Source organism: Citrobacter sp. Ce006 (assembly GCF_030336535.1).
GTDB classification, from domain to species: Bacteria; Pseudomonadota; Gammaproteobacteria; order Enterobacterales; family Enterobacteriaceae; genus Citrobacter; species Citrobacter europaeus.
Window position 1 is genome coordinate 34991 of the sequence record NZ_JAOWDO010000065.1, and the last position, 21461, is coordinate 56451.

Below are 21461 nucleotides of genomic sequence, written 5' to 3' on the forward strand. Positions count from 1 at the left end.
GCGTAGCGACATCAGGCACTAAGGCATCTCTGGCGGCGTAATGCCAAAATGGTTCCATGCGCGCACCGTTGCCATTCTTCCGCGCGGCGTACGCTGCAAAAAACCTTGCTGAATCAGATACGGCTCCAGCACGTCCTCAATGGTTTCACGCTCTTCCCCAATCGCCGCCGCCAGGTTATCCAGGCCAACCGGTCCGCCGAAGAATTTATCGATAACCGCCAGCAGCAGCTTACGGTCCATATAATCGAATCCTTCCGCATCCACATTGAGCATATCCAGTGCCTGAGCGGCGATGTCTGCTGAAATTGTGCCGTCATGCTTCACTTCGGCGAAATCGCGTACCCGGCGTAACAAACGGTTGGCAATACGCGGCGTACCGCGGGCCCGACGCGCCACTTCCAGCGCGCCTTCATCGCTCATTTCCAGCCCCATATAGCGTGCGCTGCGCCCAACAATATGCTGCAGGTCAGCCACCTGATAGAACTCCAGGCGCTGCACAATACCGAAGCGGTCACGCAGCGGAGAGGTTAACGACCCGGCACGCGTGGTCGCCCCAATGAGCGTAAACGGTGGCAGATCGATCTTGATCGAACGTGCAGCCGGTCCTTCGCCAATCATGATATCCAGCTGATAATCCTCCATCGCCGGATACAGCACCTCTTCCACCACCGGTGACAGGCGATGGATTTCATCGATAAACAGCACATCGTGGGGTTCAAGGTTGGTCAGCATTGCCGCCAGATCGCCCGCTTTTTCCAGTACCGGACCGGAAGTGGTGCGCAGATTAACGCCCATTTCATTGGCCACAATATTGGCAAGCGTGGTTTTACCCAGACCTGGAGGACCGAAAATCAGCAGGTGATCGAGAGCGTCACCGCGCAGCTTCGCCGCCTGGATAAAAATCTCCATCTGCGAACGTACCTGAGGCTGGCCAATATACTCTTCCAGTAATTTAGGACGGATCGCACGATCCACCAAATCTTCAGAGGTAGTGCTGACAGCCGAAATCAGGCGATCTGCTTCAATCATCCTTTACCTCACAATGCCGCGCGAAGCGCTTCACGAATCAGGGTTTCACTGCTGGCATCAGGGCGGGCAATCTTGCTCACCATGCGGCTGGCTTCCTGTGGTTTATAGCCCAACGCCACCAGCGCAGCAACCGCTTCCTGCTCGGCGTCGTCCGTTGTCGGACTAGCCGGAGAGGTCAGGATCAGATCCGCTGCCGGGGTAAAGAGGTCGCCATGCAGACCTTTAAAGCGGTCTTTCATTTCAACAATCAAACGTTCTGCGGTTTTCTTACCAATGCCCGGTAATTTCACCAGCGCGCCAAGTTCTTCACGCTCAACGGCATTAACGAACTGCTGTGCAGACATACCAGAGAGGATTGCCAGCGCCAGCTTCGGCCCCACGCCGTTGGTTTTAATTAACTCTTTAAACAGCGTACGTTCTTGCTTGTTGTTAAAGCCATACAACAACTGAGCGTCTTCACGCACCACAAAATGGGTGAAGATAATCGCTTCCTGCCCGGCTTCCGGCAACTCGTAGAAACAGGTCATCGGCATATGCACTTCATAGCCTACCCCGCCCGTCTCCAGAAGAACCAGCGGGGGTTGTTTTTCAAGAATGATGCCTCTGAGTCTGCCTATCACATGACGCTCCTGCGTTAAGGGCTAAAAGGTAATGCGCTATCATAAAAAAAGGCTGGATAGATATCCAGCCTCATTTGTCACTAACGTAACCGACCTCGCGCCAGATTCAGCCTCGACTCGCTCATTTGCATGGCGTTCTGGCTGACGTGACAGTGGGTAATGGCAATCGCCAGCGCATCCGCGGCATCTGCCTGCGGGTTTGCCGGAAGTTTTAGCAGCGTGCGCACCATATGCTGAACCTGGCTTTTTTCCGCGCTACCGATACCCACCACGGTCTGTTTTACCTGGCGGGCCGCGTATTCAAAGACCGGAAGATCCTGATTGGTCGCCGCAACGATTGCCACGCCACGCGCCTGCCCCAGCTTTAGCGCCGAATCGGCGTTCTTCGCCATAAAGACCTGCTCTATGGCAAAATAGTCCGGTTGAAACTGGGTGATGATTTCCGTCACGCCCGCATAAATCAACTTCAGACGGGACGGCAGATCGTCGACTTTGGTACGAATACAACCGCTGCCGAGGTAGGTCAGCTGTCTGCCGACCTGACGGATTACGCCATAACCGGTGATGCGCGATCCCGGGTCAATGCCGAGAATAATAGACATCACGCACCTCCAGTCAGGTTACGGCACAGCCACCTCATTCTAAGGTCGCTGCCACCTCGTCAGAGATTTCACCGTTATGGTAAACTTCCTGCACGTCGTCGCAGTCTTCCAGCATATCGATCAGACGCATCAGCTTCGGCGCTGTTTCTGCATCCATATCCGCTTTGGTGGATGGAATCATCGACACTTCAGCCGCGTCCGCTTTCAGACCTGCCGCTTCCAGCGCATCACGCACTTTGCCCATCTCTTCCCACGCGGTGTAAACATCAATCGCGCCGTCGTCGAAGGTCACAACGTCTTCAGCGCCTGCTTCCAGCGCAGCTTCCATGATGGCGTCTTCGTCGCCTTGTTCAAAGGAGATCACCCCTTTTTTGCTGAACAGGTAAGCTACGGAACCGTCAGTACCGAGGTTACCGCCCGTTTTCGTGAATGCGTGACGCACTTCCGCAACGGTACGGTTACGGTTGTCAGACAGACATTCAATCATAACGGCTGTACCGCCAGGACCGTAACCTTCATAGATGATGGTTTCCATGTTGGAATCTTCATCACCGCCCACGCCGCGCGCGATTGCACGGTTCAGGGTGTCACGGGTCATGTTGTTAGCCAGCGCTTTATCAACCGCTGCACGCAGACGCGGGTTAGCATCCGGATCGCCGCCGCCGAGTTTAGCCGCCGTCACCAGCTCACGAATGATTTTGGTGAAAATTTTACCGCGTTTAGCATCCTGCGCTGCTTTACGGTGTCTGGTGTTGGCCCATTTACTATGACCTGCCATAAATAATATCTCCAAAAAGCGCGCCTTTTCAGGCGACGTTAATTACAAACTCTTCAATCGCCTGCCGGTTACTCCACGACTTGGTTAACTGAGCGGCTTCAGCCGCATTAACCCAACGATAGGTCAGATGTTCGGTGAACACGATCTCTCGTTCTGAGGGAAGTGCCAGGCAAAACCAGGATTCAGTATTACGCTCAACTCCCGGCGCATAGCGATGACGTAAATGGCTAAAAATCTCGAACTCCACCGTGCGCTGACAGTCAATTAAGGTCAGTTGCTCAGACGCAACATCAATGGCGACCTCTTCCTTTACTTCGCGCATCGCGGCTTGCGACGCGGTTTCACCCTCTTCAAGGCTGCCGGTGACCGACTGCCAGAAATCAGGATCGTCGCGTCGCTGTAACATCAGCACTCTCCCGGTGTCCTTTGCATAAATCACGACTAACACCGAGACAGGCTGTTTGTATGTCATATCAGTTATTCTCGGCCTTCTTAACAACCTGAATGCTCAGTTCCGCCAGCGCTGCTTCGTTGGCAAAGCTCGGCGCTTCAGTCATCAGACACGCTGCAGCCGTGGTTTTCGGGAAAGCAATAACGTCACGAATGTTGTCAGTACCGGTCAGCAGCATAGTCAGACGATCCAGACCAAACGCCAGGCCCGCATGCGGCGGTGTACCGTATTTTAGCGCATCCAGCAGGAAGCCGAATTTCTCGCGCTGCTCTTGCTCGTTAATGCCCAGAATACCGAATACGGTCTGCTGCATATCACCGTTGTGAATACGCACGGAACCACCGCCCACTTCATAGCCGTTGATGACCATATCGTACGCGTTGGCAACCGCCTCTTCCGGCGCAGCTTTCAGCTCAGCGGCAGTCATATCTTTCGGCGCGGTGAACGGGTGGTGCATTGCGGTCAGACCGCCTTCACCATCGTCTTCAAACATCGGGAAGTCGATAACCCAAAGCGGCGCCCATTTAGCTTCGTCAGTAATGCTCAGGTCTTTACCCAGTTTCAGACGCAGCGCGCCCATCGCGTCGGCAACGACTTTCTTGTTGTCGGCACCGAAGAAAATCATGTCGCCGTCTTGCGCACCGGTACGCGCCAGAATCGCTTCCACGATTTCTGCGTTCAGGAACTTAGCAACCGGGCTGGTGATACCTTCCAGGCCTTTCGCACGCTCGGTGACTTTGATGTAAGCCAGACCTTTCGCGCCGTAAATCTTGATAAAGTTACCGTAATCGTCAATTTGCTTACGGCTCAGTGCAGCACCGCCCGGTACACGCAGGGCAGCCACGCGGCCTTTCGGATCGTTCGCCGGACCAGAGAACACCGCGAACTCAACGCCTTTAACCAGATCGGCAACGTCAACCAGCTCCATCGGGTTACGCAGGTCTGGTTTATCGGAACCGTAACGACGCTCGGCTTCGGCAAAAGTCATGATCGGGAAATCACCCAGATCCACACCTTTAACTTCCAGCCACAGATTGCGTACCAGTGCTTCCATCACTTCACGCACCTGCGGTGCGGTCATGAAGGAAGTCTCAACGTCGATCTGGGTAAATTCAGGCTGACGGTCAGCACGTAAGTCTTCATCACGGAAGCATTTTACGATCTGATAATAGCGGTCAAAACCCGACATCATCAGCAGCTGTTTAAACAGCTGAGGAGACTGCGGCAGCGCGTAAAACTTACCTTTATGTACGCGAGAAGGTACCAGGTAATCGCGTGCGCCTTCCGGCGTCGCTTTGGTCAGCATCGGCGTTTCGATGTCGAGGAAGCCGTGGTCGTCCATAAAACGACGCACCAGGCTGGTAATTTTGGCACGCGTTTTCAGGCGTTGCGCCATTTCAGGACGACGCAGATCCAAATAGCGATACTTCAGGCGCGCTTCTTCGGTGTTGACGTGGTTTGAGTCAAGCGGCAGCGAGTCTGAACGGTTGATGATGGTCAGATCGGAGGCCAGTACTTCAATTTCGCCCGTCGCCATATCGGCGTTGACGTTTTTCGCATCACGCGCACGCACGGTGCCCGTAACCTGGATGCAGAACTCATTACGCAGTTCGGAGGCCAGCTTTAACGCGTCCGCACGGTCCGGATCGAAAAATACCTGCACGATACCTTCGCGGTCGCGCATATCGATAAAGATCAGGCTACCAAGATCACGACGACGGTTGACCCAACCACACAGAGTCACCTGCTGCCCCTCGTGGGACAGACGTAGCTGTCCGCAATATTCTGTACGCATGAGATATCCCTTAACTTTGCCGCAGGCGGATTGTCACCTGTCTCGCAGGTGACGAAGTCGCAGCTTTAGCTGAATGTCACAACTGAATGAAAAAAGGCGGCTATTATACTGGAAATTCTGCCGCACGATAAGAGCCTACTGGGATAGACTCTTAGTCCGGTACTGACTGTACGCCTGTTTCCTGGACGGGCATTGCGTAATCTCACAAAAAATAACAAAAATTGTCGCCCCTTTCACACTGATTCGCGATTAAGGTGTAACGGAAATCTATTTTTTACTGGAGTGACCATGCTGGAACTGAACGCAAAAACAACCGCCCTTGTCGTGATTGACTTACAGGAAGGGATCCTGTCTTTCGCTGGCGGGCCTCATACGGCACACGATGTGGTTACCCGCGCCGCGCAGTTGGCGGAAAAATTCCGTGCCCACGGTTCCCCGGTAGTAATGGTGCGCGTCGGCTGGTCTGACGATTACGCCGAAGCGCTGAAACAACCGGTAGATGCTCAGACTCCGGCAAAAGCGTTGCCCGAAAACTGGTGGGATTACCCGACGGCTCTGGGAAAATGCGCCAGCGATCTCGAAGTCACCAAACGCCAGTGGGGCGCGTTTTACGGTACCGATTTGGAACTACAGCTGCGTCGTCGGGGCATTGATACTATCGTCTTGTGCGGCATATCCACAAACATTGGCGTAGAGTCGACGGCGCGAAATGCGTGGGAGTTGGGTTTTAATCTGATTGTTGCAGAAGACGCCTGTAGCGCCGCCAGCGCCGATCAGCACCGGGGCAGCATGACGCATATTTTCCCGCGTATCGCACGCGTACGCAGCGTGGACGAGATCCTGCAAGCGCTATGATTTATATCGGTTTACCCCAGTGGTCGCATCCTAAATGGGTGCGTCTGGGGATCTCAAACCTTGAAGAGTATGCCCGCCACTTTAACTGTGTGGAGGGCAACACCACGCTGTACGCGCTGCCAAAAGCGGACATTGTTGCCCGCTGGCATGCACAGACCACCGATGCATTTCGATTTTGCTTTAAGTTTCCGGCCACCATTTCGCATCAGGCCGCGCTGCGTAATTGCGATGACCTGGTACAGGAGTTTTTCACGCGCATGTCGCCGCTGGAATCGCGCATTGGACAATACTGGCTGCAATTACCCGCGACTTTTGGTCCGCGTGACCTGCCTGCCCTGTGGCAGTTTCTCGATGCGCTCCCCAAAGCCTTTACCTACGGTGTGGAAGTTCGCCATCCAGACTTCTTTGCCAAGGGCGAAGCCGAGCTGCTATTTAATCGGGGCTTACACGAGCGTGGCGTAAACCGGGTAATTCTGGACAGCCGCCCGGTGCATGCCGCAATCCCGCATACTGAAGCGATACGTGACGCCCAGCGCAAGAAGCCAAAGGTGCCGGTACATGCAGTAGTGACGGCAAACCATCCGATGGTACGCTTTATCGGCAGCGATGATATGGCACAAAATAGCGAGCTTTTTGCCGTCTGGCTGACCAAGCTGTCGCGATGGGAACACACCACGACGCCGTATCTGTTTTTGCATACACCGGACATCGCACAGGCCCCGGAGCTTGTAGACACGCTATGGGCAGATTTACGTAACGTCCTGCCAGAGATCGGATCAGCACCGTCTATTCCACAGCAATCTTCTCTTTTCTGAAATTGCCACCTATCATAGACAATGCCATCTGCCATTTTAAAGGGAGTTTGTATGGTAAGCGCGCTTTATGCCGTATTGGGTGCGTTATTGTTAATAAAGTTCTCCTTTGACGTCGTTCGCCTGCGCATGCAATACCGCGTTGCCTATGGCGACGGAGGTTTTAGCGAACTGCAAAGCGCTATCCGCATTCACGGTAATGCGGTGGAATATATTCCCGTCGCGTTAGTGTTGCTGTTATTTATGGAAATGAACGGCGCAGAGACGTGGATGGTGCATATTTGCGGGCTGATGTTGATTGCCGGACGACTGATGCATTATTACGGATTCCACCACCGGCTCTTCCGCTGGCGCCGTTCAGGCATGAGCGCAACCTGGTGTTCGCTGTTGCTAATGGTGCTGGCGAATCTTTGGTATATGCCCTGGGAGTTGGTTTTCTCCCTGCATTAGCGCACAATACGCCACTTTATTTTTCCCGGATTTTTACGTTATGTCTCACCGCGACACGCTTTTTTCTGCGCCTATCGCCAGTCTGGGTGACTGGACCTTTGATGAACGGGTAGCTGAAGTCTTCCCGGATATGATCCAGCGTTCCGTTCCTGGTTATTCCAATATCATTTCTATGATTGGTATGCTGGCTGAACGTTTCGTACAACCCAACACGCAGGTCTACGATCTGGGCTGCTCTCTGGGCGCGGCGACGCTCTCGGTGCGTCGCAATATTCATCACGAGAATTGCAAAATTATTGCTGTCGATAACTCTCCGGCGATGGTTGAGCGCTGCCGTCGTCATATTGACGCCTATAAGGCACCGACCCCGGTTGAGGTTGTCGAAGGCGATATTCGCAACATTACTATCGAAAACGCCTCGATGGTGGTGCTGAATTTTACCCTGCAATTCCTTGAGCCACCTGAGCGCCAGGCGTTGTTGGATAAGATTTATCAGGGGCTGAATCCCGGCGGCGCGCTGGTTCTTTCTGAAAAATTCAGTTTCGAAGACGCTAACGTTGGCGAGCTGCTGTTCAACATGCACCACGACTTCAAACGGGCAAATGGCTATAGCGAACTGGAAATCAGCCAGAAGCGCAGCATGCTGGAGAACGTGATGCTGACCGACTCGGTCGAAACGCACAAAGCGCGACTGCATCAGGCTGGTTTCGAGCACAGCGAATTGTGGTTCCAGTGCTTCAACTTTGGTTCTCTGGTGGCGCTGAAAGCTGGGGTAGGCGCATGATCGACTTTGGTAACTTTTATCAGCTGATTGCCAAAAACCATCTCTCCCATTGGCTGGAAACGCTTCCGGCGCAAATCGCTACCTGGCAGCGCGATCAGCACGGCTTGTTTAAGCAGTGGTCAAACGCCGTCGAGTTTCTGCCCGAGCTAACGCCGCATCGCCTGGACTTACTTCATAGCGTTACAGCAGAAAGCAAAGAGCCGCTCAGCGAAGGTCAACTCAAACGTATCGACACTCTGATGCGTAACCTGATGCCATGGCGTAAAGGACCGTACTCGCTGTACGGCGTCAATATTGACACCGAGTGGCGATCGGACTGGAAGTGGGATCGCGTTCTGCCGCACTTGTCTGACCTCACTGGCCGTACCATTCTTGATGTCGGCTGCGGCAGTGGTTATCACATGTGGCGCATGATTGGCGCGGGGGCGCATCTGGCGGTTGGTATCGACCCTACGCAACTGTTTCTATGCCAGTTTGAGGCGGTGCGTAAACTGCTGGGCAATGACCAGCGCGCTCATCTGCTGCCGCTGGGCATTGAACAGCTTCCAGCGCTCAACGCCTTTGATACCGTATTCTCCATGGGAGTGCTTTATCACCGACGTTCACCGCTGGAACACCTGTGGCAGTTGAAGGATCAACTGGTTAAAGATGGTGAACTGGTGCTGGAAACGCTGGTCGTCGAAGGTGATGAAAATACCGTACTGGTTCCGGGCGACCGCTACGCGCAGATGCGTAATGTCTACTTTATTCCGTCTGCGCTGGCGTTAAAAAACTGGCTGGAAAAATGCGGTTTTGTTGATGTGCGTATCGCCGATGTCTGCGTCACCACTACCGAAGAACAGCGCCGTACCGAATGGATGATAACCGAGTCGCTGGCCGACTTCCTCGACCCGAACGACCACAGCAAAACGGTGGAAGGCTACCCCGCCCCATTACGCGCGGTATTGATTGCGCGTAAGCCGTGATGGATTGCCGGATGACCGTTACGTATAGCACCGTTTCTCCAAAATAGTTCAAGTTGCAGCAAGGCGGCCAACGCTGCTGCGGCTTGAAATATGAAGGATAAAAAAAGGCCCCTGTTGAATTGGCAGGGGCCTGGTACGAGCAAGCATCATATTGGGCGACATGATGCAACGGTAAAAATCAGCTGGCCTGATGGTGTGCAATGATTGCTTTCATTTCCGCAACCGCCGCCCCGTCTACCGCATAGCGTGAATATTCATCCGCCTGCGTATCCGAAGACATCGACAACCCCGAATTGCGATAACGCATTGGTGAAGCCAGCCATACTCCGGCAGAACTGTGGACTTCCTGCACTCCAGCATTAAGGAACAGGGACAAATTCGAGGCGCGAACCCCCGCTCCGGCCATAATGATTGGAGCATCCGCCTGCGCAATAAGTTCCATTATTTTTGTTAAACCTTGCGCCGCATCTGATTTTTGCCCGGAAGTCAGCACTCTGGCGATGCCCAAATCAGCTAATTTTTTTAGCGCATTGAGTGGGTTAGCACACATATCAAAGGCACGATGAAAAGTGACTTGCAGTGAACCGGCGGCGATCATTATTTTCTCCATGCGCGGCATATCGACATCGCCATCCGCATTTAAAATGCCAGTTACCAGCCCTGAGAACCCCAGTTCCCGGACCATCGCGATATCATCCAGCATTGCAGCGAATTCACCGTCGGTATAGCAAAAGTCGCCTCCACGCGGTCGTATAATGGGATTGACGGGAATCGAAACATGCTGGCGAACAGAACGCAGGACGCCCAGAGACGGCGTTAAGCCGCCTTCTTTAGGTGCTGCGCAAAGCTCAATGCGATCCGCGCCGTTTTGCTGCGCCGTACGCGCGCACTCCATGCTGTAACAGCAGATTTCCAGTAAAGCCATGCTCACTCCTGACGTTCGCTTGCCACTATGGTTTCAATCGACCACGGATGAAATTTTATCGTTACGCTGCCATCGCTGACCGCCAGCGTCGGATTCGGTAAACGTTCGCGCTCGCCTTTTGGCGAGCTGGTTTTTACAAATATGCCCGGCTGGCTCAGACCGTGATCTGAAAGCAGCGCCAGCGCTCTGGCGTTCAGCGTTTGTGCCTCACCCGGCAGAACAATTTCAATATGTTCCCAGCCTTCATGCGGATAGCGTTTTTCGCCCGGCCACGGCAGTTCAACGATGGAAAATTGCCAATGTTGCACACAAACCGGCTCATACAGTTTAAAAAGACAAATAGGTCTGCCGTTAATCATGTTTTCTGACAGCAATTCACCGCACTGTTCAAAGCCACGACGCCAGCGCTCTGCGGTGGTATTTTGGTGGCAACGCAAGGAAATGTGGTCGGCTTCCAGCCCTGAAATATCCAGCCCAAGACGGGTGGAAAGTTCCGTTAATGCCTGCGTGAAATGCGGTAAATCTGCAGAAATATCCTGTAGTTCTGCAACGGTCTGCCAGTTCGCCATATTAAAAGCTCATATCTATGTTCAAAGCTGCTAATTTACTCTGTTGCGCTGCGCCATCCAACCGCTGTTTTCTTCGAACGTAACATGAAGACTAAAACGTCATTGCATTGACTGAATTTTAGACTGCGCACGCTACTCGCAGTGCTGACGGCAACGGGCATTTGCAGTATACTCCCGCCCTTAATTCTTAAACTGGTGCGGTGAATTTTTCCCCGCTTCATAAATGTAAGGTATTCCGGTGAATATTCAGGCTCTTCTCTCAGAAAAAGTCAGTCAGGCCATGATTGCTTCAGGCGCGCCTGCAGATTGCGAACCACAGGTTCGTCAGTCAGCAAAAGTACAGTTCGGCGACTATCAGGCTAATGGCATGATGGCTGTCGCTAAAAAACTGGGTATGGCGCCGCGACAACTGGCTGAGCAGGTGCTGACTCATCTGGATCTCAACGGGATCGCCAGCAAAGTTGAAATTGCCGGCCCGGGCTTTATCAATATTTTCCTCGATCCGGCATTTCTGGCGCAGCACGTTCAGCAGGCGCTGGCCTCCGATCGTCTGGGCGTCACTCAACCGGCGAAACAAACCGTTGTTGTTGATTATTCCGCACCTAACGTAGCGAAAGAGATGCACGTTGGTCACCTGCGTTCCACCATCATCGGTGATGCTGCGGTGCGTACGCTGGAATTCCTCGGCCACAAGGTTATCCGCGCCAACCACGTCGGCGACTGGGGTACTCAGTTCGGTATGCTTATCGCGTGGCTGGAAAAACAGCAGCAGGAGAATGCCGGAGAGATGGCGCTGGCTGACCTGGAAGGTTTCTATCGTGATGCGAAAAAACACTACGATGAAGATGAAGCCTTCGCAGAACGCGCTCGTAGTTATGTCGTGAAGCTGCAAGGCGGCGATGAATACTTCCGTGAGATGTGGCGCAAACTGGTCGACATTACCATGTCGCAAAACCAGTTAACCTACGATCGCCTCAACGTTACCCTGACCCGTGACGATGTAATGGGCGAAAGCCTGTACAACCCAATGCTGCCTGGCATCGTGGCCGATCTCAAAGCTAAAGGCCTGGCTGTTGAAAGCGAAGGCGCTACCGTCGTATTCCTTGATGAGTATAAGAACAAGGAAGGCGAACCGATGGGCGTAATCATTCAGAAGAAAGATGGCGGCTATCTCTACACCACAACCGATATCGCCTGCGCCAAGTATCGTTATGAAACGCTGCATGCCGATCGCGTACTTTATTACATCGACTCCCGTCAGCATCAGCACTTAATGCAGGCCTGGACCATCGTGCGTAAGGCCGGTTATGTGCCGGACTCCGTACCGCTGGAACACCACATGTTCGGTATGATGCTGGGCAAAGACGGCAAGCCGTTCAAAACCCGCGCGGGCGGCACGGTGAAACTGGCCGATCTGCTGGATGAAGCGCTGGAGCGCGCACGTCGTCTGGTCGCTGAGAAGAATCCGGACATGCCTGCCGACGAGCTGGAAAAACTGGCAAATGCGGTCGGTATCGGCGCGGTGAAATATGCGGACCTGTCCAAAAACCGTACTACCGACTACATCTTCGACTGGGACAACATGCTGGCGTTCGAAGGTAACACCGCACCCTATATGCAGTACGCCTATACCCGCGTACTGTCCGTGTTCCGTAAAGCAGATATCGACGAAAGCGCGCTGGCAAATGCGCAGGTGATTATCAGCGAAGATCGCGAAGCCCAACTGGCTGCGCGTCTGCTGCAGTTTGAAGAAACGCTGACCGTCGTTGCACGTGAAGGTACGCCGCACGTGATGTGTGCTTACCTGTACGACGTTGCCGGTCTGTTCTCCGGCTTCTACGAGCACTGCCCTATCCTCAGTGCCGAAAACGAAGAGATTCGTAACAGCCGACTGAAACTGGCACAGCTGACGGCGAAAACCCTGAAGCTGGGTCTGGATACGCTGGGTATCGAAACCGTAGAACGTATGTAATCACCTCCAGTACTGTGAAAGCCCGCGCTATGTCGCGGGCTTTTTTATTTTCCCGAATGACCGCTATCCAGCCTACGATAAACGGCTACGTGCACTGTAATTTGTTACAACCCACAAGGAATGACACATTTCCGTAGAGATATGGAACATTTTTTGCCTGTCATCCCGTTTAAGCCTCCGTATCATTAGGCGGCAAATTAATCGGGTACGGGTCAATGACATTCAGAGATTTTGAGGCGGAAGAAAAACTCTTCCAACGGCGTGTATTGGTGGCCTTCGGCCTTGTAGTCATCTGTTTTGGCATCCTGATTTACAATCTCTACAACTTACAAATTTGTCAGCACCAGTATTACACCACCCGGTCGAATGCAAACGACATCAAAATGCTGCCCGTCGCCCCAACGCGTGGCATGATTTACGATCGCAACGGCATTCCGTTGGTGCGCAACGTGACCTGGTACGATATTTCCGTTACGCCGTACAAAATCAGCGATATGAACGCGCTGATCAGGCAGCTCACGCCCATCGTTGACCTCACTCCTGATGACATTGACCAGTTTCGCCATGAGCTGAAAGCCAGCAGTCGCTATCGCCCTGTCGTGCTGAAAAATGCGCTGACCGATGTGGAAATCGCCCGTTTCTCGGTTAACCAGTTTCATTTCAGCGGCGTCACTATCAACAGCTATGAAGACCGCCAGTACCCTTATGGCGCCGCGCTGGCGCATGTCCTTGGCTATGTTTCAAAAATCAACGATAGCGACCTTAAAGCGCTGGATAAGAAAGGCCTGGCAGAGAATTATGCCGCCGATCACAACATCGGTAAGCAGGGGATCGAGCATTATTACGAAAATGAGCTGCATGGGAAAACCGGTTATCAGGAGGTGGAAGTGGATAACCACGGACGCATCGTGCGCCTGATCAAGGATGTGCCACCCGTTGCCGGAAAAGATATCCATCTGACGCTGGACCTACATTTGCAGCAATACATTGAGAGCCTGTTAGCGGGCCAGCGGGCTGCTGTTTTGGTTGAGGATCCGCACGACGGCTCCGTGCTGGCAATGGTCTCCAATCCCAGCTATGACCCGAACCCGTTTGTCAAAGGCATCAGCTATCAGGACTATAACAAACTGCTGCAGGATAAAGACCTGCCATTGATCAACCGCGTCACCCAGGGGCTGTATCCTCCCGCCTCCACGGTCAAACCGTACATGGCGATGTCAGCTTTACTGGACGGCGTGATCACGCCGCAGACCAGTTTCTTCGGCGCTCCCACCTGGACGCTTCCCGGCACAGAACGACATTACCGCGACTGGAAAAAAACGGGCCACGGTATGCTGGATGTCACCAAAGCGATTGAAGAGTCTGCGGACACGTTCTTTTATCAGGTGGCGTTTATGATGGGGATCGACCGGATTAACAGCATGCTCAGCCAGTTTGGCTATGGCAAACCGACTGGTATCGATCTTGATGAGGAGTATAACGGCCTGCTCCCAAGTCGCGAATGGAAGCAGAAAGTGCATAAAAAATCCTGGTATCAGGGAGATACCATTTCGGTTGGCATCGGTCAGGGCTACTGGATTGCCACGCCTATTCAGATGGTAAAAGCCATGGTCGCGCTGATTAACAATGGCAAAGTTATCGCTCCGCACCTGCTACTTGATGAAGAGAGCGGAAAAACTATTACGCCGTATCAGGCTTCCGAAGCACCGTCGCAAATCGCGTCTGCCTCGTCACCTTACTGGGGACTGGTGCGTCAGGCGATGTTCGGCATGGCGAATGAACCAAACGGCACGGGCTATAAGTTCTTTCACACCGCACCTTACGGCATTGCGGCGAAAAGTGGCACATCCCAGGTCTTTAGCCTGAAAGAAAATCAAACCTACGATGCGAAAATGATCCCCGTGCGCCTGCGCGACCATGTGTTCTATACCGCATTTGCGCCGTATAAAAACCCGAAAGTCGCCGTAGCGTTAATTCTCGAAAACGGCGGCAGCGATGGCGTCACCGCCGCGCCGGTTATGCGTCAAATCATGGATCATCTGTTTGCGCCGCAGGACAACGCCGCGCAAACAGAGATACCGGAACAATCAGGTCCGATAGCAGCTGCGCCATCGGACGCCGATATCAAAAATACTTACGCAAGTATTCGGTAAGGCACAGCATCGCCATCGCTTGTCCGTAAGGCATGGAGGTCCGTGGGATGTTGCGGTAAAAATCGAGATTGTGACCCATTCCGGTTCCAAACGAGGTGTGCAGCAGTTCACCTTCGGCTGAAATATGTTGCACAATACCTCTGATGGCTTTTTCGGCTACCGACGCATAGTTTTGCCCGACATAGCGTTTACGAACCGCTTTGAGGATCCCATAGGCGAAGCCCGCGGTTGCCGACGCTTCCAGATACGACTGTGGGTCGTCCAGCAAGGTATGCCACAATCCGCTTTCATCCTGGCACTTCGCCAGCGCGGCGATTTGCGCATTCAGAACCTGTACCAGATAGCGATGCACTGCATTATTCTGTGGCAAATCAAGCAATTCGAGGAAATCCGGAATGACGATAGTTAACCAGCTGTTGCCGCGCGCCCAGCGAGCGTTGGCGAAGTTATGTTGTCCTTCATAGCTCCAGCCGTGGAACCACAGCCCCGTTTCTTTATCCATCAGGTTTTGCACGTGCAGCAGGAACTGATAGGTTGCTTCTTCAATATAGTCGGGACGATTAAGCAACTTGCCAATTTTCGCCAGCGGTAAAACCGTCATCATCAATGTGTCATCCCACATCTGCTGATGATTCTCTTCCGCCAGCGTAATGTGCTGCATACCGCCATATTCTGTACGCGGCATCTCATGCATTGCCCACTCCGCCCAACTGTCGAGCCACGGAAGGTACGCTGGATTACGCGTCTCTTCATAGCGATACGCCAGCGTTAAAAACGGCGCCATGGTGTTAACGTTTTTGGTGGTTGCGCCTTCGGCAAAGCGATCGGCAAACCAGCTGTCGATGATATCGCGCATCGTTTCATCGCCGGTTTGCTGATAATACTGATACATACCATACAATCCGACGCCGTGCGTCCATTCCCATCCAGCCCAGCCTTTGGTATCAATCACGCGACCGTCGTCCAGACGGAGCAAGAACTCGCCGGTTTCATCATGAATATTGACCAGGTTATGCGTCACCTTTTTGATCAACGCTTTTAATTCATCCCTGGCAATAAAATGTTCTGGTTGGCGCAACAATGGGCTATGTTTAACCGGGTAAACAATCATTTACTTAACCTCTGTCAATGTCGAATTCAATGCGGCGCCTTTTTCCAGTTTGGGTGCCGCTGGTTTATTACGATTCAGGTAACCAATATTGTTGTTACCCCAAAGTGATTCATATGGCATGCCGGACAGCATCTCTACGGTGGCGCGTCCCTCAGCGGAAAGTCCTTCCAGCACAGGCCGCCCGGACTCACGCATTTTTGCGGTCTCTTCACGCAGGGTGCTGTGCGTGTGCAGGTTCAGTTTGAAGCGCAGGGAAACCAGGAAACCCAGCGCCAGAACAATTAACGTTCCGCAGCTCAGAATTAACAGGATGGTATGGCTAACCGCCGCGGGCTGTGCGCTCTGGCCGGAGACAAAACCGGACAACTGCATGACAATCCCCACCAGCATCACCGCGCCCGCCTGCGACGCTTTGCGCGTTAACGTCATAATCCCGGCGAAGATCCCTTCCCGACGCTGACCGGTAATCACTTCGTCAACGTCCGCAATATAGGTGTAGGTATTCCAGGGAACGTAATTGATCCCCCCACGCCCCAGACCCGCCACGGCAGATACCAGCAGTAGCAGAGAATAAACATCGCTGAGTCCTGCGTAATACAGCCCCGCATAGGAGAGTGAACTGAGGCCAAACAGGACGACCACCATGCGATAAGACGGCGCAGGTCCGAAACGAATGCACAATGGGATCATGGCGATAACAGCAATGAACTGGAAGATAGCCATCGTACCCAGCAGGTTGGATGCCATTGATGCTTCCTGCATCAGCACAAACACCACATAGTAAGTAAAGACGGCGTTAAAGACGTCCTGAGCAATATAGCCGCCAAGATACATTCCTAAATGCTGGCGAAATATACGGATGCGTAGAGTTGAACTCAGTTCAACAAACAAGCGGTTCATACTCTGGCTAAAGGTCAGGCTTTTCTTCTCTTCTTCGGCTCGCAGGGCGGCTTCAGTCCACTCTTCTCGCGGTCGCTCCCAGGTAAAAAACCAGACGAACGTCAGCATCAGCGCGCACAGCACAGAGAACACCAGACTGGCGTAGAAGAAAGACACCGGGTTATCTTTGCCAAATAGCGTCAGCAGAACGCCGGGTAAGAATGAGGCCAGAATGGCTGACATTTGCGCCATCGAAATACGCGCGCCGGAGAATTTGGTTTTCTGTTTAAAGTCATCGGTCATTTCGGGTACCAGCGTTTCGTAAGGCACCAGAATCATGGTGTAGACCACGTCAAAAATCAGATAGGTGAGCAGGTAATACCAGAATCCCATGTCGCCGACCCACATCAGCGAGTAGCTAAAGACACAGGGGATCCCCAACAGAATAAAAAACTTACGCCGCCCAAAGCGTTTGCCAAGCCAGGTTGAGCCAAAGTTATCGGTCAAAAAACCCATTAATGGGCTAACGACGGCATCCAGCACCCTGGCTGTGGCAAAAATAAAGGTCGCTTCGATAGGCGTCAGACCACAGAACGTGGTGTAGAAATAGAGTAACCACGCCGCAGTTAACGCCGTGGTGCCTGCGCCTAAAAAATCTCCCGAACCGTAGGCAAAATAGTTAACCAGTCCGATTTTACGTGTCTTCATTGCCGTTACCCCTGCACATTATTAGGAGGCCCCGCAATCCTCGCTTTGACATTGGGCATCCTTACCGGGTCACAGTAAAAGCTAACAGGAAGTGAAACCTTTCTATTTCTGCCAGGGGGGTTCGCAAACTGGCAACAGCACAAAGAGTCCGGCAACGTATGTCACCTATTTTATAAAACAGCGTTTCTATTTAATCAAAGAGGCAGGCTAAAAGTGCGAAGCAGCCAGCAGTTTCTACTGCTGGCATGACTGAAGGAAGGTGTTAACGATAGTTCACGATCACCTGATTGCTCTGAACCTGTAAGGCAGGGATCAGACGACCACCACCGGGGACTTCCCAGACAAAATGCATCGGTTCGATGGCGGGAACATTATTGAATCCGTTGGTGGTTCCACTCTGCCCATCCAGCTCGACACAGCGGGACTGAGAACATAAACGCACCCGTAAACCCGCGGGCGTTGGGCCATTTAGTTCATAGCGCCAGGCCACCAGCGTCATCAACCCCGAGACCGGCTGGCTGGGTACCAGAGGTGCGGATGAGGCTGACTGACCGCGGTGGTTTAAGGTGATCCCCATCCCGCTTGCCTGCCACGCCCCTTCCCCGGCAGCCTGTGCCGCCAGAGGAAACAACAACAGCAACAGTAACTTACGCATTATTTACCTCCAATAGTCGCCGTCATGCGGATATGGCGGTTATCGGAAAGCTCCATGTTCGATAACACCACCAACTGCGGTATGCTGCGACGTAAAAAGCGTGCCAGTAACGGACGCAACGCGTGGTTAACCAGCAAGACTGGCGGCGCGCCCAACATTTCCTGTCGGGACAGCGCTTCCTGAGTCTGGGCCAGCAATCGGTCTGCCAGCCCTGGCTCCAGGCCGCCGCCGCCCTGCAGCGCTTGCAGCAGCAAACGCTCGAGCGGGGTATCAAGGCCGATAACCTGAACCTCTTCATTACCCGGGAACCACTGCTGAGTGATAGCGCGTCCTAAGGCTACACGGACGACCGCGGTAAGCTCATGCGGATCATTTTGCACAGGCGCATGTTCAGCCAGCGTTTCAAGAATGGTGCGCATATCGCGAATCGGTACTTTCTCATCCAGTAAGTTCTGCAACACTTTATGCAGCGTGGTGAGCGTCACAACGCCCGGCACCAAATCTTCCGTCAGCTTTGGCATCTCCTGCGAGACACGGTCCAGTAACTGCTGTGCCTCCTGACGGCCAAATAGCTCAGCGGCGAACTGCCCAATCAGGTGGTTAAGATGCGTCGCGACAACGGTACTCGCTTCAACTACCGTAAAGCCCTGAATCTGCGCCTGTTCCTTCAATGCACTTTCAATCCAGATAGCGTCCAGTCCGAAAGCCGGATCGACCGTTTTCTCACCCGGCAGCGACCCGGCGGCGGTACCCGGGTTAATGGCCAGCCAGCGTCCCGGATAGGCGTCACCACTGCCAATTTCCACCCCTTTCATCAAAATTCGATAGCGGGCCGGCTGCAGATCCATATTGTCACGGATATGTACCACCGGCGGCAGGAAGCCCATATCCTGGGCAAATTTCTTACGAATACTGCGAATTCGCCCCAGCAACTCGCCATCCTGCTGAAAGTCTACCATCGGGATCAGGCGATAACCGACCTCCATTCCCAGGGAGTCTTCCAGCTGTACGTCATTCCACGTTGCTTCCACCACGGAGTTGTTTTCCGGCATTTTCACCGGCTGCGGTTCATCTGGCGCTTTTTGCTCACGACCGCGCATCCACCAGGCCAGACCCAGTAACGCAGCGGTAAACATCAGAAACACCAGGTTCGGCATGCCCGGAACCAGACCCAAAAGCCCAAGCACCGCCGCGCTGAGCAGCATAACGCTGGGATTACTGAACAGTTGGGTCACCATCTGTTCGCCTACGTCCTGGTCGGTACTCACGCGGGTCACGATAACCCCCGCCGCGGTGGAGATAACCAGAGCAGGAATTTGTGCCACCAGCCCGTCACCGATGGTCAGCAGGGTATAACTTTCCGCAGCGCTGCCCATGCTCATACCATGCTGCAACACCCCAACTAACAGGCCGCCGACCACGTTGATAACCATGATCAGAATACCGGCGATGGCATCTCCACGTACGAATTTACTCGCACCGTCCATAGAGCCGTAGAAATCCGCTTCCTGGGTCACTTCCGAGCGCCGTTTTTTGGCTTCATCCTCGCCAATCAGACCGGCATTCAAATCCGCATCAATCGCCATCTGCTTGCCGGGCATACCATCCAGCACAAAACGCGCGCCAACCTCAGCGATTCGCCCTGCTCCTTTGGTGATTACCATAAAGTTAATGATGACGAGAATAACGAAGACCACGATACCGATCGCAAAGTTACCCCCCACCAGGAAGTGACCAAAGGCTTCAACCACCTTCCCCGCCGCCGCCGCGCCGGTATGACCTTCCATTAAAATGATACGCGTCGACGCGACGTTCAGGGCGAGGCGTAATAATGTGGTAAACAGCAAAATCGTCGGGAATGCGGCAAACTCCAGCGTACGCTGGGTGAACATCGCCACCAGCAGCACCATGATCGACAGCGCGATGTTAAATGTGAACAGCAAATCGAGGACGAAAGCCGGCAGCGGCAGCACCATCATCGACAAGATCAGCAGGATGAGGATCGGTCCGGCAAGGATTTGCCATTGCGTGGATTTCAGGTTGCTGGGCAGACGCAGCATCGCGACCAGATTAGCCATCAGTAGTCTTCTCGTTCAAAAAATCCAGTGCTTCAGGCACCGGAAGGTTTTCAGGTTGTGGTGGACGCTTGCCGCCGGCGAGACGCCAGCGTTTTAGCTGCCATACCCATGCCAGTACTTCGGCAACGGCGGCATATAATTGACCCGGTATTTGCTGACCAATCTCAGCATGGCGATATAACGCACGCGCCAACGGCGGCGCTTCTAACGTAGGGACACGATGCTCGGCACCAATCTCACGAATGCGCAGCGCCACCAGCCCCGCGCCTTTGGCGACAACTTTCGGCGCGCTCATTTTGTTCTCGTCATACTTCAACGCCACCGAATAGTGCGTGGGGTTAGTAACAATAACGTCCGCTTTCGGCACATCCGCCATCATGCGACGCTGTGCGGCCGCACGCTGCATTTGACGTATTTTTCCCTTAACGTGCGGGTCACCTTCGCTTTGCTTAAATTCGTCCCGGATATCCTGACGCGACATACGCAGTTTTTTCAGGTGGCTGTAAATCTGGAAAAAGACGTCGAACCCCACCATCGGAATGACGCCCAGCACCACCAACAGCGCGCACATACCCACTAAATCCAGGGCGTTGCCCATCGCCGTAATCGGAGATTCCGCCATCAGTCGCATCATCGCTGGCCAGTTATGCCAGAGATAAAACCCAGCCACGCTGCCTACCAGCGTGGACTTCAGTATCGCTTTAAGCAGTTCTGCCCCGGTTTGCGCGGAGAACATGCGTTTAATGCCCGGCAGCGGATTCAGCTTAGAGAACTTGGGCTGCAGAGATTTACCGCTGAAGATCAAGCCGCCGAGCATCACCGGGGAGATTAATGCCACCAGAACAACGCCGGTAATCAACGGTAACAGCGCAATCATCGCGTCTTTAATCAGCAGGATGATTTGGCTGAGGATCAGATTAGGGTCGTTGACCATACTGTGGTCAAAACGTAATCCGGCAGACAGCATGCCGGCCAGCCTGCGGGCGAGCGACTCCCCGCCAATCCAGATAATGCACACACCCACCAGCAAAATAAGCAGCGAGGTCAGCTCTTTGGATCGGGGGATCTGCCCTTCTTCCCGTGCTTTTTCAAGTCGGTGGGGTGTGGGGGCTTCTGTTTTGTCGTCGTCGCTTTCTTCTGCCACGCATCAGACCCTGGATAGAGATATAGGCGAGAATGATGCCAGAACGTCCATCCAGCAATGGGAAGAGTAAGCGGTAAAAAAGACGGGATTTATGGCTTTAAGCAGAATTGCGCGTAAGCCGGATGA

20 protein-coding genes are annotated in these 21461 nt (G+C 53.4%); 7 read left to right on the plus strand and 13 right to left on the minus strand.

Translation table 11 applies throughout. The features are described from left to right. Window positions 1–18: 18 nt before the first annotated feature. From ruvB to aspS, 6 genes are all read right to left on the minus strand, one after another. Entirely contained in the window at window positions 19–1029 is a 1011-nt protein-coding gene (ruvB, locus tag OGV94_RS07160; RefSeq protein WP_286522978.1) for a Holliday junction branch migration DNA helicase RuvB, read from the minus strand. An 8-nt stretch (window positions 1030–1037) separates the two neighbouring features. Beyond that, the gene (ruvA, locus tag OGV94_RS07165) at window positions 1038–1649 is read right to left on the minus strand and encodes a Holliday junction branch migration protein RuvA (protein ID WP_286522980.1); all 612 of its coding nucleotides are present in this window, start codon (window positions 1647–1649) and stop codon (window positions 1038–1040) included. Between the two features lie 80 nt (window positions 1650–1729). After that, the gene (ruvC, locus tag OGV94_RS07170) at window positions 1730–2251 is read right to left on the minus strand and encodes a crossover junction endodeoxyribonuclease RuvC (RefSeq protein ID WP_003034867.1); all 522 of its coding nucleotides are present in this window, start codon (window positions 2249–2251) and stop codon (window positions 1730–1732) included. Window positions 2252–2285: 34 nt separating this feature from the next. Beyond that, on the minus strand, window positions 2286–3029 hold the full coding sequence (locus OGV94_RS07175; protein ID WP_003833836.1) for a YebC/PmpR family DNA-binding transcriptional regulator: 744 nt from the start codon (window positions 3027–3029) through the stop codon (window positions 2286–2288). A 28-nt stretch (window positions 3030–3057) separates the two neighbouring features. After that, entirely contained in the window at window positions 3058–3501 is a 444-nt protein-coding gene (gene nudB, locus OGV94_RS07180; protein WP_043016728.1) for a dihydroneopterin triphosphate diphosphatase, read from the minus strand. Between the two features lies 1 nt (window position 3502). Next, entirely contained in the window at window positions 3503–5275 is a 1773-nt protein-coding gene (gene aspS / locus OGV94_RS07185; protein WP_043016729.1) for an aspartate--tRNA ligase, read from the minus strand. Window positions 5276–5563: 288 nt separating this feature from the next. On the opposite strand from aspS, the gene OGV94_RS07190 reads away from it, so the two are divergent. The 5 genes from OGV94_RS07190 to cmoB are packed head-to-tail and all read left to right on the plus strand — an operon-like array spanning window position 5564 to window position 9141. Then, the gene (locus tag OGV94_RS07190; protein WP_043016730.1) at window positions 5564–6130 is read left to right on the plus strand and encodes a hydrolase; all 567 of its coding nucleotides are present in this window, start codon (window positions 5564–5566) and stop codon (window positions 6128–6130) included. Then, window positions 6127–6945, plus strand: coding sequence for a DUF72 domain-containing protein (locus OGV94_RS07195; protein ID WP_087052607.1), 819 nt, complete (start codon window positions 6127–6129; stop codon window positions 6943–6945). The genes OGV94_RS07190 and OGV94_RS07195 overlap by 4 nt, the downstream gene beginning before the upstream one ends. A 51-nt stretch (window positions 6946–6996) precedes the next feature. Beyond that, a complete protein-coding gene (locus OGV94_RS07200; protein WP_003833847.1) occupies window positions 6997–7392 on the plus strand; it encodes an MAPEG family protein in 396 nt (131 codons plus the stop codon). Window positions 7393–7432: 40 nt separating this feature from the next. Continuing rightward, window positions 7433–8176: a carboxy-S-adenosyl-L-methionine synthase CmoA gene (gene cmoA, locus OGV94_RS07205; RefSeq protein ID WP_100194491.1), complete on the plus strand. Its 744-nt coding sequence runs from the start codon at window positions 7433–7435 to the stop codon at window positions 8174–8176. Continuing rightward, complete coding sequence (cmoB, locus tag OGV94_RS07210; RefSeq protein WP_043016733.1) at window positions 8173–9141, plus strand: tRNA 5-methoxyuridine(34)/uridine 5-oxyacetic acid(34) synthase CmoB; 969 nt, start codon at window positions 8173–8175, stop codon at window positions 9139–9141. The genes cmoA and cmoB overlap by 4 nt, the downstream gene beginning before the upstream one ends. A 178-nt stretch (window positions 9142–9319) precedes the next feature. Here cmoB and cutC read toward each other — a convergent pair whose 3' ends face one another. Next, complete coding sequence (cutC, locus tag OGV94_RS07215; protein ID WP_043016734.1) at window positions 9320–10066, minus strand: copper homeostasis protein CutC; 747 nt, start codon at window positions 10064–10066, stop codon at window positions 9320–9322. Between the two features lie 2 nt (window positions 10067–10068). Next, window positions 10069–10635 (minus strand): VOC family protein, encoded by a 567-nt coding sequence (locus OGV94_RS07220; RefSeq protein WP_043016735.1) that lies wholly within the window; start codon window positions 10633–10635, stop codon window positions 10069–10071. A gap of 238 nt (window positions 10636–10873) precedes the next feature. Between OGV94_RS07220 and argS the strand changes: the two genes are divergently transcribed. Together argS and mrdA2 are read left to right on the plus strand one after the other, a co-directional pair. Next, window positions 10874–12607 carry an arginine--tRNA ligase gene (argS, locus tag OGV94_RS07225; RefSeq protein ID WP_286522982.1) on the plus strand — a complete coding sequence of 578 codons (1734 nt, stop codon included), beginning with the start codon at window positions 10874–10876 and terminating at the stop codon, window positions 12605–12607. Between the two features lie 215 nt (window positions 12608–12822). Continuing rightward, the gene (mrdA2, locus tag OGV94_RS07230; RefSeq protein WP_087052606.1) at window positions 12823–14760 is read left to right on the plus strand and encodes a peptidoglycan DD-transpeptidase MrdA2; all 1938 of its coding nucleotides are present in this window, start codon (window positions 12823–12825) and stop codon (window positions 14758–14760) included. Here mrdA2 and bglB read toward each other — a convergent pair. From bglB to flhB, 5 genes are all read right to left on the minus strand, one after another. After that, on the minus strand, window positions 14732–15871 hold the full coding sequence (gene bglB / locus OGV94_RS07235; RefSeq protein ID WP_043016738.1) for a beta-galactosidase BglB: 1140 nt from the start codon (window positions 15869–15871) through the stop codon (window positions 14732–14734). The genes mrdA2 and bglB overlap by 29 nt on opposite strands. Beyond that, window positions 15872–17458, minus strand: coding sequence for an MFS transporter (locus tag OGV94_RS07240; protein ID WP_286502954.1), 1587 nt, complete (start codon window positions 17456–17458; stop codon window positions 15872–15874). A 262-nt stretch (window positions 17459–17720) separates the two neighbouring features. Then, window positions 17721–18113 (minus strand): flagellar protein FlhE, encoded by a 393-nt coding sequence (gene flhE, locus OGV94_RS07245; protein WP_047410505.1) that lies wholly within the window; start codon window positions 18111–18113, stop codon window positions 17721–17723. Further along, the gene (flhA, locus tag OGV94_RS07250; RefSeq protein WP_213733674.1) at window positions 18113–20191 is read right to left on the minus strand and encodes a flagellar biosynthesis protein FlhA; all 2079 of its coding nucleotides are present in this window, start codon (window positions 20189–20191) and stop codon (window positions 18113–18115) included. The genes flhE and flhA overlap by 1 nt, the downstream gene beginning before the upstream one ends. Continuing rightward, window positions 20184–21335 (minus strand): flagellar biosynthesis protein FlhB, encoded by a 1152-nt coding sequence (flhB, locus tag OGV94_RS07255; protein ID WP_043016741.1) that lies wholly within the window; start codon window positions 21333–21335, stop codon window positions 20184–20186. Before flhB ends, flhA begins: the two co-directional genes overlap by 8 nt. Window positions 21336–21461: the final 126 nt, after the last annotated feature.

Bases quoted from the DNA above. Each gene is read 5' to 3' on its own strand.
- ruvB (WP_286522978.1), bottom strand. From the start codon at position 1,029: ATGATTGAAGCAGATCGCCTGATTTCGGCTGTCAGCACTACCTCTGAA.
- ruvC (WP_003034867.1), bottom strand. From the start codon at position 2,251: ATGTCTATTATTCTCGGCATTGACCCGGGATCGCGCATCACCGGTTAT.
- OGV94_RS07175 (WP_003833836.1), bottom strand. From the start codon at position 3,029: ATGGCAGGTCATAGTAAATGGGCCAACACCAGACACCGTAAAGCAGCG.
- nudB (WP_043016728.1), bottom strand. From the start codon at position 3,501: ATGACATACAAACAGCCTGTCTCGGTGTTAGTCGTGATTTATGCAAAG.
- aspS (WP_043016729.1), bottom strand. From the start codon at position 5,275: ATGCGTACAGAATATTGCGGACAGCTACGTCTGTCCCACGAGGGGCAG.
- OGV94_RS07190 (WP_043016730.1), top strand. From the start codon at position 5,564: ATGCTGGAACTGAACGCAAAAACAACCGCCCTTGTCGTGATTGACTTA.
- OGV94_RS07195 (WP_087052607.1), top strand. From the start codon at position 6,127: ATGATTTATATCGGTTTACCCCAGTGGTCGCATCCTAAATGGGTGCGT.
- OGV94_RS07200 (WP_003833847.1), top strand. From the start codon at position 6,997: ATGGTAAGCGCGCTTTATGCCGTATTGGGTGCGTTATTGTTAATAAAG.
- cmoA (WP_100194491.1), top strand. From the start codon at position 7,433: ATGTCTCACCGCGACACGCTTTTTTCTGCGCCTATCGCCAGTCTGGGT.
- cmoB (WP_043016733.1), top strand. From the start codon at position 8,173: ATGATCGACTTTGGTAACTTTTATCAGCTGATTGCCAAAAACCATCTC.
- cutC (WP_043016734.1), bottom strand. From the start codon at position 10,066: ATGGCTTTACTGGAAATCTGCTGTTACAGCATGGAGTGCGCGCGTACG.
- OGV94_RS07220 (WP_043016735.1), bottom strand. From the start codon at position 10,635: ATGGCGAACTGGCAGACCGTTGCAGAACTACAGGATATTTCTGCAGAT.
- mrdA2 (WP_087052606.1), top strand. From the start codon at position 12,823: ATGACATTCAGAGATTTTGAGGCGGAAGAAAAACTCTTCCAACGGCGT.
- bglB (WP_043016738.1), bottom strand. From the start codon at position 15,871: ATGATTGTTTACCCGGTTAAACATAGCCCATTGTTGCGCCAACCAGAA.
- OGV94_RS07240 (WP_286502954.1), bottom strand. From the start codon at position 17,458: ATGAAGACACGTAAAATCGGACTGGTTAACTATTTTGCCTACGGTTCG.
- flhE (WP_047410505.1), bottom strand. From the start codon at position 18,113: ATGCGTAAGTTACTGTTGCTGTTGTTGTTTCCTCTGGCGGCACAGGCT.
- flhA (WP_213733674.1), bottom strand. From the start codon at position 20,191: ATGGCTAATCTGGTCGCGATGCTGCGTCTGCCCAGCAACCTGAAATCC.